Annotated in this window: 12 protein-coding genes; all 12 read right to left on the reverse strand. The window is 48.9% G+C overall.

What is annotated here, in order from left to right:
* Window positions 1-5: 5 nt before the first annotated feature.
* On the reverse strand, window positions 6-290 hold the full coding sequence (gene pqqD, locus E6Q52_RS05445; protein WP_292819454.1) for a pyrroloquinoline quinone biosynthesis peptide chaperone PqqD: 285 nt from the start codon (window positions 288-290) through the stop codon (window positions 6-8).
* A 26-nt stretch (window positions 291-316) separates the two neighbouring features.
* Complete coding sequence (gene pqqC / locus E6Q52_RS05450; protein WP_292819457.1) at window positions 317-1,081, reverse strand: pyrroloquinoline-quinone synthase PqqC; 765 nt, start codon at window positions 1,079-1,081, stop codon at window positions 317-319.
* A gap of 9 nt (window positions 1,082-1,090) precedes the next feature.
* Window positions 1,091-2,032, reverse strand: a complete 942-nt coding sequence (pqqB, locus tag E6Q52_RS05455; protein ID WP_292819460.1) for a pyrroloquinoline quinone biosynthesis protein PqqB — start codon at window positions 2,030-2,032, stop codon at window positions 1,091-1,093.
* Window positions 2,033-2,312: 280 nt separating this feature from the next.
* Window positions 2,313-3,395 carry a 3-deoxy-7-phosphoheptulonate synthase gene (locus tag E6Q52_RS05460; RefSeq protein WP_292819463.1) on the reverse strand — a complete coding sequence of 361 codons (1,083 nt, stop codon included), beginning with the start codon at window positions 3,393-3,395 and terminating at the stop codon, window positions 2,313-2,315.
* Window positions 3,395-4,504 (reverse strand): histidinol-phosphate transaminase, encoded by a 1,110-nt coding sequence (gene hisC, locus E6Q52_RS05465; protein ID WP_292819466.1) that lies wholly within the window; start codon window positions 4,502-4,504, stop codon window positions 3,395-3,397. Before hisC ends, E6Q52_RS05460 begins: the two co-directional genes overlap by 1 nt.
* Window positions 4,505-4,512: 8 nt before the next feature.
* Window positions 4,513-5,595: a prephenate dehydratase gene (pheA, locus tag E6Q52_RS05470; RefSeq protein WP_292819469.1), complete on the reverse strand. Its 1,083-nt coding sequence runs from the start codon at window positions 5,593-5,595 to the stop codon at window positions 4,513-4,515.
* A gap of 22 nt (window positions 5,596-5,617) precedes the next feature.
* Window positions 5,618-6,697, reverse strand: coding sequence for a 3-phosphoserine/phosphohydroxythreonine transaminase (gene serC / locus E6Q52_RS05475; RefSeq protein ID WP_292819472.1), 1,080 nt, complete (start codon window positions 6,695-6,697; stop codon window positions 5,618-5,620).
* 24 nt (window positions 6,698-6,721) lie between these two features.
* Entirely contained in the window at window positions 6,722-9,295 is a 2,574-nt protein-coding gene (gene gyrA, locus E6Q52_RS05480) for a DNA gyrase subunit A (RefSeq protein WP_292819475.1), read from the reverse strand.
* Between the two features lie 183 nt (window positions 9,296-9,478).
* On the reverse strand, window positions 9,479-10,666 hold the full coding sequence (locus E6Q52_RS05485) for an O-succinylhomoserine sulfhydrylase (protein ID WP_292819477.1): 1,188 nt from the start codon (window positions 10,664-10,666) through the stop codon (window positions 9,479-9,481).
* Between the two features lie 256 nt (window positions 10,667-10,922).
* The gene (gene purF, locus E6Q52_RS05490; protein ID WP_292819480.1) at window positions 10,923-12,458 is read right to left on the reverse strand and encodes an amidophosphoribosyltransferase; all 1,536 of its coding nucleotides are present in this window, start codon (window positions 12,456-12,458) and stop codon (window positions 10,923-10,925) included.
* A gap of 31 nt (window positions 12,459-12,489) precedes the next feature.
* A complete protein-coding gene (locus tag E6Q52_RS05495; RefSeq protein WP_292819484.1) occupies window positions 12,490-13,008 on the reverse strand; it encodes a CvpA family protein in 519 nt (172 codons plus the stop codon).
* 8 nt (window positions 13,009-13,016) lie between these two features.
* The coding region (locus E6Q52_RS05500; protein ID WP_292819487.1) for an SPOR domain-containing protein at window positions 13,017-13,434 on the reverse strand (418 nt) is incomplete at its 5' end.

Here is a 13,434-nt window from a genome sequence, read left to right on the forward strand (position 1 = left end):
ATGGGTTAATTGACCTTGCGTAACCAGGCTTTACCAACAGCAAGGTCAAACATACCTACAATATCGCTCTCAATATCTTCAACATCGGGAAAAGCGGCTTGAAGCTCAGCCACAATATCCCCCACACTTGCTTTGCCATCAACGCGCTTCAAAATTTCGCCAGCACCGCCATGTAACTTCACCATGCCTTCTGGAAACAAAATGACGTAACTTTGCTGTGCCTCTTCCCATTGAAAGCGATGGTGTAGAGCAATCGCGAAAATATCTGAGTGTTGAATATTGTTTTCCATGCGCTTACTTTCAAATAATTCTGAGGCTAGTTTTCTATACGAATAACCGGCTGACGTAAATAATCACGGCCTTCTGTTTTGATCTCTGTGCTTGCGAGCATGATCGAATCTGCAATCACCCACAGCACATTCAATTTAAATTGCAGAATGTCTAAAGCTTTCATCTGCATTTCGCGTGAAGTACTGAAGTATTCCAAGGTTACACCGAGACCCTGCTCAACATCGCGACGGGCTTCGGTCAGACGTTTTTTGAAGTACATCAGGCCTTCTTCTTTTACCCAGGGATACATGCTGGGCCAGGAGCTGATGCGTTGCTGATGGATATGTGGGGCAAATAACTCTGTCAGGCTTGAACATACGCTTTCTTGCCAAGGACGTTGTTTGGCGAAATTGATATAGGCATCCACCGCAAAACGCACGCCCGGTGAAACCAGTTCCAAGCTAGTCACTTGTTCACGGGTCAGGCCTACGGCTTCACCCAGTTTAATCCAAGCCTCAATGCCGCCAATTTGATCATCTACGCCATCATGGTCGGTAATGCGAACGATCCATTGCTTACGCACCTCTTTATCCGGGCAATTAGATAAAATCGCTGCATCTTTCATTGGAATCGCGATTTGATAATAAAAACGATTGGCAACCCAGCATTGCAGCTGTTCTTTAGTCAATTTACCTTCATACATCATCACATGAAATGGATGATAAATATGGTAACCCTGCCCTTTTTCGCGAAGTTTCGCTTCAAATTCTTCACGGGTCCATGGCAATGCTGCCTGAGTCACTGCGTTCATTTTTTTCTCCTATAGAATGATGTCCATGCCGTCGTACGCTACCTCGATCTTATGATCGTTGAGGGTAGCACGCTCGGCGGAATCTTCCCTTAAAATCGGGTTGGTGTTGTTGATATGAATCAGCACTTTGCGTACTGGTTTCTCCTTACCAAACTTGTCCAACTCTTCTATCATGCCGCCCGGGCCAGATTGTGGATTGTGGCCAATACTGCGAGCTGTCTTGGTCATCAACCCCATATCCAACATTTCAGTATTGGTCCAGAACGTGCCATCCACCATAATGCAATCTGCTTGATGCATCAGTGGTGGCAAATGTGGTTCAATTTCTGCTAGACCAGGTGAATACCAGCATTTTTTGCCGGTAGAAATCTCTTCAATCAGTACGCCAATAGTGTCGCCTGGGTGCGGGTCATTGCGGTGTGGGGAGTATGGTGGCGCCGCACTTTTCAATGCCACTGCAGTAAATCGCAGGTTAGGCACACCGGGAATTTCAAAGCTGTGCGCATTGCTGACATCGTTGGCATCAATCCCGATTTCATGGTGATTGACGCCGCAGTAATGGCCGAGAATATTCAGAATTTGATTGCCGGTGGTCAGGTCTTCATAGACCATTTTTGTACAGTAAATCTCACGTTTGACTTGGCCTTCACGTAGCATGAATAGGCCAGTGGTATGGTCAATTTGCGCATCTATGAGCACAATGCCTTGGATGCCACTGTCACGTACAGCGCGACCTGGTTGCAAAGGGGCGAACTCCTGAATTTGTTGCAAGACATCAGGGGATGCATTAAACAGCACCCAGTCTATGCCATTGCTGGAGACACAAATCGATGATTGTGTGCGGCGCTTGGCCTTGATGGTGCCTTTACGCAAGCCATCACAATTTGGACAATTACAGTTCCACTGTGGAAAGCCACCGCCAGCCCCAGCCCCTAATACGTGTATATGCATAATCGCTCGTTATTCAATTCAGTTAATTCGTGGTTGCAGGAGAGTTTTAAGACCCATCATACAACAATTGTTTGTGACTACTGCATCCATCGCAAGCCTTGGCACAACGCAGGTTTGCAATGTCTGGGAAGTAAGACTGGCATCATACGCATGCGTTGCATCAACAGCCTGCTACTGACAATGATTCCCTGCTCATGATTTTCATGAGCGCATGCTTATTTGTAGCTAACACCCATAAAAAAGCCGCGCTCACTGGCGCGGCTTTGATTAAAAGTGTTCGTTACTCTTCTGCGGCATGTTTCTCACGACGCGCTTTCACTGCTGCAGCTAGCGTTTCGAGCACAGCCACAGAGTCATCCCAACCCAGGCATGCATCGGTAATCGACTGGCCATAATTCAGGCTGCAGCCTGGCGAGTGGTCCTGACGTCCCTCGTTCAGATGAGATTCCAGCATCACGCCGATAATACGCGCATCGCCTGCAGTTAGTTGCTTGGCGACATCATCCACCACGAGCATCTGGTTTTTATATTGTTTTTGGCTATTTCCATGACTGCAATCAACCATTAGCACTGGCGCTAAGCCAGCCTCGGCCAACTGGTCGCACACGGCTGATACACTTTGTGCATCATAATTAGGGGCTTTTCCACCACGTAAAATCACATGGCAATCTTCATTGCCTTTGGTGGCAAAAATGGCAGACTCACCTTCTTTTGTCATCGACAAAAAGTGATGTGGGCTGGCTGCTGTTTTAATGGCATCGATCGCAACCTTGGCGCCGCCATCGGTACCATTTTTAAACCCTACCGGGCATGATAATCCAGACGCTAATTCGCGGTGGATTTGCGACTCGGTGGTGCGTGCGCCAATCGCACCCCAGCTGACTAAATCAGCGGTATATTGTGGTGACACCACATCCAAGAACTCAGTCGCGGCAGGCATGCCAATTTCGTTGACGTCTAGCAAAAAACGGCGGGCTTTTTCGAGACCAGCATTAATATCATAAGTGCCATCGAGGTGCGGATCATTGATCAGCCCTTTCCAGCCTACCGTGGTGCGTGGCTTTTCAAAATACACACGCATCACGATCAACAACTCACCGGCCAAGCGTGTACGTACCTCCAGCAAACGTTTGGCATACTCCATCCCCGCTTCGGTATCGTGAATCGAACATGGACCCACAATCACTAATAAACGGTCATCGCCTTGATGCAAAATATGGTGGATCGCCGTGCGGGTTTTAAGGATGTTTTGTGTGCTGACCGTACTTTCTTGCAGGCGCGACAACAACTCGGCCGGTTTTACCAGCGGTTTAATCTCCAGCACGCGTACATCATCGGTAGCAAATTTTTCGTATACAGTCATCACTTCAAAATCTTTTCCAGCACTTCTAAAAAGCGTGCATTTTCACTAAACAATCCAATGCTGACGCGCAAATAATCTGGCATCTCATAATTTGCCACCGGGCGCACAATCACGCCCTGCTTAAGCAAGGCCTGGTTGACGGCACTGGCGTTCGTCACTTTAAAGCTGACAAAGTTACCATAAGACGGAATATAGCTCAGACCCAGTTGCTCCAGTCCCTGCGTAATCTGCGTCATACCAGCTTGATTAGCAGCATAACTGCGTGCCACAAAATCCTCATCTTGCAATGAGACAGTCGCGGCCACTTGCGCTAGGCTATTGACGTTAAATGGCTGGCGCACGCGGTTCATCAAGTCAGCTAGTGTGGCATGCATCACACCAAAGCCCACACGCAACCCTGCCAGGCCATAAGCCTTGGAAAAAGTGCGTGAAATAATCAGGTTTTCAAACTCGGCCAGCCAGCCTATAGCCTCAGACTTATCGACCGAAGACAAATATTCATCGTAAGCTTCATCTAGCACGACCAGAATATGCCTGGGCACTTGCTGTAAAAAAGCTTTTAAATCAGTTTTGCTAATAAGAGTGCCTGTTGGGTTATTGGGGTTTGCCACAAAAATCAATTTGGTTTTTGGCGTGATCGCCTTTAGAAAACCAGGTAAATCATGGCCAAATTCAACCGCTGGAACGACCACGCCCTTAGCGCCGACCGCCTTTGTCACCAATTGATACACGGCAAATGCATGCTGGGAGTAAATGGTCTCATCGCCCGCCGTCAAGAAAGCACGTGCTGCCAACTCCAGAATGTCATTTGAACCGTTACCAAATACGATCTGTGCCGGTTGTACGCCAAACTTGTGGCTTACGGCATCACGCAAGGCAAAGCTATTGCCATCCGGATAACGGGCAATTTCATAAATGGCTTCTTCAAGCGCCATTTGGGCCTTGGGACTCATGCCAAGTGGATTCTCATTAGAAGCTAGTTTAACGATATCGGCTTCATTGAGCCCCATTTCACGGGCTAATTCACTGATCGGTTTGCCACCCTGGTATGGCGCAATGGCACGAATATTGGCAGGGGCTAATGCTGATAAAGGCTCGGATGACGACATAGAATGATTTAAATAATAGCGGTTGGGTAAGAGCCCAACACTTTGAGTAAAGTTGCACGTTCGGCAAGATCTTTAAGTGCCGCCTGGACTGCTGGCTGTTGTTGATGACCTTCAATATCCACAAAAAACACGTAATTCCATAAGTTTTGACGCGAAGGCCGTGATTCCAGCTTGGTCATGCTCACGTCATGGCGTGAAAACGGCTCTAGTAGTTGCAAAACGGCGCCTGGTTTATTGTGCGCACTCATGACAAGCGAGGTTTTATCTTGACCAGAAGGTGCAACACCATGATTGCCAATTACCAGAAAACGCGTGGTATTCTTCGGGTCATCCTCTATATTTTCAGCCAAAACATGCAAATCAAATAACTCAGCAGCACGCTTGCTGGCGATGGCCGCTGCAAAGGTACCTTCACTTGCGACGAGCTCGTGGATCATTTGTGCAGCACGCGCATTACTTGTGACCGCCTCACGTGCCGCATTTGGCAAGTGTTTGTTTAACCACTCGTGGCATTGCGACAACGATTGCGCATGAGAAAAAACATGGCTGATCTGACGTATATCTTGCTGAGCAGACAATAAGCAATGATGGACTGGCAACGTCACTTCACCAATCACCTGCAACGGGCTCGACAATAGTAAGTCTAGAGTAATGCCAACCGCGCCTTCGGTCGAGTTTTCTACTGGCACCACTCCGTAATCTGCCTGACCTGCTTCCACCGTGCGGAAGACTTCATCGATACTTGCGCACACCACGGCCTGGCGCCCCTCGCCAAACTGCTTGAGCGCGGCCTCTTCACTATAGGTACCCAAAGGTCCCAGAAAAGCAATCGACAACTCTTTCTCTAGTGCACGACAATTGGACATAACTGCGCGAAAAATGTGACTCACAGCCTCAGGTGCTAACGGACCTTGATTCTCAGCCTGCAAGCGTCGAATAATTTGCGCTTCACGCTCTGGACGATAAATAACACCGTCATCTTTCAAATGCCCGATCTCACGAGCCAGCGCTGCCCGCTGATTGACCAGCGACAGCATCTGCGCATCTATCGCATCAATTTTGTCTCTAAATTGTTTTAATAAATCAGACATTTAAAATATATAATTAAGTTTTTTATGAGTGAGCTTGTTCAAATGCCTGCATAAATTCGACCAGCGCTTTCACACCTTCAATCGGCATGGCGTTGTAAATGCTGGCACGCATGCCACCGACTGAGCGATGGCCCTTCAGTTGCAGCAAGCCGTGTGTCTCTGCCGCTTTTAAAAAGGCATCGTTGAGGCTTTCATCACGCAAGCGGAACGGAATATTCATCCGTGAACGATAAGCCGGTGCAATGTCATTGGCGTAAAACTCAGTTTGATCCAAGAAGTCATACAACAAATTGGCTTTGGCGATATTGATTTTCTCAATGGCCTCCACGCCGCCTTGTGCCAGTAACCACTCGAACACCAAGCCCGCGATATAAATGCTGTAGGTGGGCGGCGTATTAATCATGCTCTGATTATCCGCCTGCGTTTTCCAATGAAAAACAGCGGGCGTTAAAGGTGATGCCTGCGTCAATAAATCTTCACGCACAATCACCAGACACAAGCCAGCCGGTCCGATATTTTTTTGCGCACCACCGTAAATGACACCATATTTTGAAACGTCAATTGGCCGCGAGAGAATATGTGAAGACATATCAGCCACAATCGGCACACCATGGGTCTCAGGTACGTCTAAGAACTCGACACCGTTAATGGTTTCATTGGTGCAGTAATGCACATAAGCCGCGTCTTTATTGAGCTTCCAATCAGCAAAAGCTGGCACCGTGGTAAAACCACTGGCCTCAGCATTCGCAGCAATATTAATCTCACCATAGACTTTGGCATCATCAACACTTCGCTTACTCCAGGCGCCTGTAACCACGTAATCCGCAGACTTCCCGTTGAGCAAATTCATTGGGATGATAGCATTTTCGCCAATGGCGCCTCCTTGCAAAAACAATACTTTGTAATTGGACGGGATGGCCAACAATTTGCGAAAATCAGCTTCTGTTTTCTCCAGGATGCTAGTGAACTCTTTACCACGGTGTGACATCTCCATCACGCTCATGCCAGAGCCGTGCCAGTCAAGCATTTCAGCTTGTGCACGCTCAAGTACTGGTTTAGGGAGCACGGCAGGACCGGCAGAAAAATTAAAAATCTGTTTCATGCGTGTGTGTATTCTTTACTCTACTTATTCTTCAGACTCGTCACCATCATCGTCGGTCTCAACAATCTTCTCCAGACCTGACAATTTTTCACCTTCACCCAGGTTAATCAGGGTGACGCCTTGTGCTGCACGACCCATATCGCGGATTTCTTTTACGCGTGTACGGATCAAAACGCCACCGGTCGTAATCAGCATGATTTCATCGTCTGCTGTCACCAACCTTGCCGCCACAGCCAAACCGTTACGCTCACTGATGGCAATTGCTTTCACACCTTGCGTACCACGGCCAGAATGACGGAACTCAGACAACACGGTACGTTTACCGTAGCCATTCTCAGTAGCAACTAACACCGACTGCTGGTCATTCTCAGCAATCAGCAAGGACAGAACCTGTTGTTTAGAGGCTAGTTTCATGCCGCGTACGCCACGCGTTGCACGACCCATAGGACGAACATCATCCTCAGTAAACCACACGGCTTTACCGCCATTAGATACCAGCACAATGTCGTTCTTGCCATTAGTCACTTCGGCACCAATCAGGTAGTCACCTTCATCCAAGTTAATGGCGATAATGCCTGACTTACGTGGATTGGCAAACTCGGTCAGCGCAGTCTTCTTCACAGTGCCTTTGGCTGTTGCCATAAATACAAAGTGACTTTCATCGAACTCTTTCACCGGCAAAATGGCGTTGATTTTCTCGCCCTCTTCCAACGGGAAAAGGTTCACAATCGGCTTGCCACGGCTGACACGGCTACCTTGCGGCACCTCGTAAACCTTCAGCCAATAGACACGGCCACGGCTGCTGAAGCACAGAATGTAATCATGCGTATTCGCCACAAACATCTTGTCGATGAAGTCATCTTCTTTGGTCGCTGCGGCTTGTTTGCCACGGCCACCACGGCGCTGGGCGCGGTACTCATCCAAAGGCTGAGATTTCACATAACCGGTGTGTGATAAAGTCACCACCACATCTTGCGGCGTAATTAGGTCTTCGAGCGACAAATCTTGTGTATTTTGCTCGATTTCAGAACGTCGTTTGTCGCCAAACATCTTCTGAATTTCATTTAATTCTTCAACAATAATCGCAGTCACACGCTCGGGTTTTGCCAAAATATCCAGCAAGTCTGCAATCACATCCATGACTTCTTTGTACTCGTTGACGATCTTATCTTGCTCAAGGCCGGTCAGGCGTTGCAAGCGCATTTGCAGAATTTCCTGCGCCTGCACATCAGACAGTTTATAGCCATTTGGCGTCATGCCAAAATCAACCGACAAACCTTCAGGACGTGAGGCTTCCATGGCCGCACGTTTAAGCATTTCCTCTACCACTGGTGAGTTCCAGCTACGCGCCATCAACTCTTTTTTGGCTTCTGGCGGCGTTGGTGCCGCTTTGATGATTGCAATCATGTCATCTACGTTGGCCAGCGCAACCGCAAGGCCTTCGAGCACATGTCCGCGATCACGCGCTTTGCGCAACTCGAATACAGTACGACGCGTCACTACTTCGCGGCGATGGCGCAAGAAGGCTTCCAGCATTTGCTTGAGGTTGAGCAAACGTGGCTGGCCATCCATCAAGGCCACCATGTTCATGCCAAACGTATCTTGCAGTTGTGTTTGCTTGTAGAGGTTATTTAAAATCACCTCTGGCACTTCACCACGCTTGAGTTCAATGACCACACGCATACCAGACTTGTCAGACTCGTCACGCAGATCGGAGATACCCTCGATCTTTTTCTCGTTAACCAGCTCGGCGATTTTTTCAATCAGTGTTTTCTTGTTAACTTGGTAAGGCAGCTCATCAATGATAATGGATTGACGACCACCGGCTTTGTCCAAGTCTTCAAAATGGGTACGGCCACGCATCACCACCCGGCCGCGGCCAGTGCGATAACCTTCTTTGACACCTACGGTGCCATAAATAATGCCAGCCGTTGGGAAGTCAGGCGCTGGAATCAACTCAATCAGCTCATCAATGGTGATCTCAGGATTCTCTAACAGCGCAAAACAGGCGTTGAGCACTTCATTGAGGTTATGTGGCGGAATGTTGGTCGCCATGCCCACCGCAATCCCCGAGCTGCCGTTAATCAGCAAGTTAGGGATGCGCGCTGGCATAATCAGTGGCTCATGCTCGCTGCCATCGTAGTTGGGGCCAAAGTCTACAGTTTCTTTGTCTATGTCTGCCAGCAACTCGTGTGCAATCTTAGACATGCGGATTTCGGTGTACCGCATTGCGGCCGCATTGTCACCATCGACAGAACCAAAGTTACCTTGGCCATCGACCAGCATATAGCGCAATGAAAAATCTTGCGCCATACGCACGATGGTGTCATACACCGCCGTGTCACCGTGAGGGTGGTATTTACCGATGACGTCACCAACAATACGGGCAGATTTTTTATAAGGCTTGTTATAGTCGTTAGATAGCTCGTGCATGGCGAACAACACGCGTCTGTGCACAGGCTTTAAACCATCGCGAACATCGGGAAGCGCACGGCCAACAATCACGCTCATGGCGTAATCAAGGTAGCTGCGACGCATCTCGTCTTCTAAGCTGATAGGCAGGGTTTCTTTAGCAAATTGATCTGGAGACTGACTCATTCTTGACCCAATTTATAGTTAAAAGTTATCACGCGATTTTAGCATATTTAGCGCGATCCGGCTCGCCTAATCACGGCTGCCAAGCCAATTAACCATAGGGCACTGACATCAAACTCGGCAGAAAAAACAATGGGGAGCAAATTTGCTCCCCATGAAGTGATGCTTGGCGTCAGCGATATGGCATTAAGCGTGTGTCAACAACTTCAAATCAGCTTTCAGGTCATCTACATGCTCTAAACCAACGGCAATCCTGACCAAGTTATCTTTAATGCCCGCCTCTGCACGAGCTTCAGCGCTCACACGGCTATGCGTGGTCGTTGCCGGATGCGTGATGGTAGATTTGGCATCTCCCAGATTAGCCGTGATCGAGATCAGTCGTGTCGCATCAATTAAGGCCCACGCGGCTTCTTGCGCTGTCTGACCCGCTTTTGGTTTCACCTCAAAAGTCACAATGCCACCACCCAAGCGCTGCTGTTTTTGTGCCAGCCCATACTGCGGATGTGATGGTAAACCCGGGTAATAGACGCGATCAACGCCAGGCTGTTGTTCTAGCCACTGCGCTAATGCCAGCGCACGTGCTGCATGGGCTTCCATACGCACTTGCAAGGTTTCCAGCCCTTTGACGAATACCCAGGCATTAAAGGCACTCATGGTGACGCCTGCCGTACGCAAGAAGCCATAGACTGGCTCCATCAAGGCCTTGTTACCAAGTACCGCGCCGCCCAAGACCCGGCCTTGGCCATCGATATACTTTGTCGCAGAGTGAATCACAATATCTGCACCCAGTTTGAGTGGCTGTTGCAATGCTGGCGTACAAAAGCAATTATCCACCGCCAGGTAGGCACCTGCGGCATGTGCCACTTCAGCCAATTTGGCGATGTCGCCGACTTCAGTCAGCGGGTTAGACGGGGTTTCTGCAAAAAACAATTTTGTATTGGGTTTGGCAGCAGCTTTCCATGCTTCCACGTCAGTGAGTGACACCAGGGTCACTTCCAGGCCCCAGCGCTTGAGAATATTGGTAAACAATTGCACGGTGGTGCCAAAAATACTGCGCGAAGCAACGATATGGTCACCCGCACTACAAAGCCCCATGATGCAGGCTAGAATGGCGGACATGCCGCTCGACGTAGCCACACACTGCTCGGCGCCTTCCAGCGCTGCCAGCTTATCCTGGAACATGGTCACAGTTGGGTTGGTAAAACGCGAGTAAATATTCCCCGGCTCAGTACCGCCAAAACGGGCCGCCGCCTGCGCGGCACTGTTAAAGCGAAAGCTGGAATTTAAAAATAAGGCTTCTGAGTTCTCGCCGAATTCGGTAGTTAATGTGCCGGCACGCACCGCCAGCGTTTCTAAATGATATTGATCGTTCATGATTCCTCAAACTTCCGTCCGCTGCGGACATTCCAGTACAAGCTTCGTGGCTTGCGCTCACCTAGGCTTGCGCCTTGGACAATAAAAACCCGGGACAATAAAAAACCCGTTTCAGCATTGCGCTAAAACGGGTCTTTGGGCTCTCGCTTTAGCGGTATTTATAATGCGCTCGCAAGCTGAGTTTGGCTTCGTTTAAAGTTCGCCACTCAAATCAGCGCAACTTCATTAAACGCCTTTTACAGGCGGCTGTCAACCTTTACTCGGCACCAACCAAGTCGGTAGACAACAGGTTTAAATCCAACTGTGTGGTAGAGTTTGGCGGTAATTGTTTTTTATTCATATCACTGCGCGCAGACTCAATGCGGTTTAAGTAAGCCGCATCAATATCCCCGGTGACATACTTGCCATCAAAACAACTGCAATCAAACTCGGTCATGTGCGGATTAGACTTGGTGATACTTTCACGCAAGGCATCCAGATCTTGGTAAATCAACGCATCCGCGCCAATCTCGGCACAAATTTCCTCATCGGTACGATTGGTCGCCAATAACTCATGGCGGCTAGGCATATCAATGCCATACACATTCGGGTAACGCACTGGCGGCGCTGCAGAGGCAAAATAAACCTTGTTAGCGCCTGCATCACGCGCCATTTGCACAATTTGCTGCGAAGTCGTGCCCCGCACAATCGAATCATCGACCAGCAGCACGTTTTTACCTTTAAACTCAATCCCAATTGGGTTGAGTTTCTGGCGCACAGATTTTTTACGCAAGGCTTGACCGGGCATAATAAATGTGCGGCCAATATAACGGTTTTTGATAAAGCCTTCGCGGTAATCTAGGCCTAACGCAATACCCAACTGCAATGCGCTCGGACGGCTGGTATCCGGGATAGGGATGACCACATCAATCTGTTTATCAGCCCACTCGCGCTTGATTTTTTCAGCCAGCAAGGTGCCCATGTCCAGACGGGTTTGGTACACAGACACGCCGTCGATCACTGAGTCAGGGCGTGCGAGGTAAACATATTCAAAAATACAGGAAGTCAGTTTGGCATTGGTGGCGCATTGACGGCTGAACAGATTGCCATCCATATCGATAAACACGGCCTCGCCTGGCTCGACATCACGCAACATGGTGAACCCTAGCACATCCAGTGCTACACTCTCAGAGGCCACAATATACTCGGTGCCTTTGTCAGTCTCTTGCTTACCGATGACCAACGGCCGGATGCCATGTGGATCACGGAAAGCCAGCAGGCCAAAGTTAGCAATCATTGCCACCACCGCATAAGCACCTTTACAACGTCTGTGCACTGCAGCCACGGCGTCAAACACCATATCACTATTAAGCAAGGCGTTTTTAGACGTGCTCTCGATTTCGTGCGCCAGCACATTTAACAACACTTCAGAATCGGAGTTGGTGTTGATGTGACGCAAATCTTGCCTGAACATTTCGGACTTGAGTTGTTCAGAATTGGTCAGATTCCCGTTGTGGCCTAACACAATACCAAACGGTGAATTCACATAAAACGGTTGCGCTTCAGCCGCGCTTGAAGAGCCTGCGGTCGGATAACGCACATGGGCGATACCAACATTGCCAACCAGGTTACGCATATGACGGGTGTGAAAGACATCTTTCACCAGGCCATTGTTTTTATGCATGTGAAAAGTGTTGCCATCACAAGTGACGATACCAGCGGCATCCTGACCACGGTGCTGTAATACCAGCAATCCGTCATACAACAACTGATTCACCGGGTTTTTGCCTACAATACCGATAATTCCACACATAGTGACATCCTATCAAACACTTGATTACAAATTAAATGGCAGACTCATCTACCGGCTGATGATCCAAATGCACGTGCCTAGCAATACTAGATGGCATCCACGGCAGCAATTTCAAGACCAGCACTTCAACGGGCGCACTGAATGTAGCATTTATCCAGCGCGGGTCCTTGGGTAAATCCGTCATGGCAGCCAGCATCACCAAGATGCAAACCACCAAAACACCTTTAATCGCACCCGCCAGACCACCCAAGACCCGGTTGAGGCCACCCAGACCAACTGCCTTCATCAGACTGGTGAGCAATAAAGCCAACAAGGTAGAGACAAACAGCACCAGTAAAAATACCACCAAAAATGACGCCATGGCCTTTACCGCTTCACCAGGAATTTGCTCTGGCATATAGGCTATCACCTCGGCATTAAAGCGATTAGCCAGGTAAAAAGCCAACACCCACCCCAGTACCGAAAACAGCTCGCGTATGGCACCGCGCATCAGCCCCACCAAAATGGAGAAGCCAATCATGCCTAGCACCACATAATCAAAAATGGTCATGCGTTGCCTCAGGATTTACTGGCCACAATGCCACTAAATCCTGCAGTTTCCAGCTTTTTCAGTGCCGCGGCAGCTTCATTGCGCGTCGCATAGGTGCGCGTGCGCAAGCGTAATTTTTGGCCGGCCGCATCTACCTTTTCTGTCGCAGTATCAAATCCAGCCTGTTTAAGCTTTCCTTGCAGGTTTTCCAGGTTTTTAGGGTCGGAAAACACGCCAAACTGCACAAAGAACTTACCAGCTTTTTTATCGGATGCAGCAGGCTGTTCTTTAGCCTCAGGCTTGGCTGCCGCAACTTTGGGTTCAACTTTGGGTTCAACTTTGGGTTCAACTTTGGGTTCAACTTTGGGTTCAACTTTGGGTTCAACTTTGGGTTCAACTTTGGGTTCAACTTTGGGTTCAACTTTGGGTTCAACTTTGGGTTCAATT

This window comes from Methylophilus sp., from assembly GCF_008015755.1.
Lineage (GTDB): Bacteria > Pseudomonadota > Gammaproteobacteria > Burkholderiales > Methylophilaceae > Methylophilus.

Bases quoted from the DNA above. Each gene is read 5' to 3' on its own strand.
- pqqD (WP_292819454.1), bottom strand. From the start codon at position 290: ATGGAAAACAATATTCAACACTCAGATATTTTCGCGATTGCTCTACAC.
- serC (WP_292819472.1), bottom strand. From the start codon at position 6,697: ATGAAACAGATTTTTAATTTTTCTGCCGGTCCTGCCGTGCTCCCTAAA.
- E6Q52_RS05495 (WP_292819484.1), bottom strand. From the start codon at position 13,008: ATGACCATTTTTGATTATGTGGTGCTAGGCATGATTGGCTTCTCCATT.
- E6Q52_RS05460 (WP_292819463.1), bottom strand. From the start codon at position 3,395: ATGACTGTATACGAAAAATTTGCTACCGATGATGTACGCGTGCTGGAG.
- pqqB (WP_292819460.1), bottom strand. From the start codon at position 2,032: ATGCATATACACGTATTAGGGGCTGGGGCTGGCGGTGGCTTTCCACAG.
- hisC (WP_292819466.1), bottom strand. From the start codon at position 4,504: ATGTCGTCATCCGAGCCTTTATCAGCATTAGCCCCTGCCAATATTCGT.
- E6Q52_RS05485 (WP_292819477.1), bottom strand. From the start codon at position 10,666: ATGAACGATCAATATCATTTAGAAACGCTGGCGGTGCGTGCCGGCACA.
- purF (WP_292819480.1), bottom strand. From the start codon at position 12,458: ATGTGTGGAATTATCGGTATTGTAGGCAAAAACCCGGTGAATCAGTTG.
- pqqC (WP_292819457.1), bottom strand. From the start codon at position 1,081: ATGAACGCAGTGACTCAGGCAGCATTGCCATGGACCCGTGAAGAATTT.
- pheA (WP_292819469.1), bottom strand. From the start codon at position 5,595: ATGTCTGATTTATTAAAACAATTTAGAGACAAAATTGATGCGATAGAT.
- gyrA (WP_292819475.1), bottom strand. From the start codon at position 9,295: ATGAGTCAGTCTCCAGATCAATTTGCTAAAGAAACCCTGCCTATCAGC.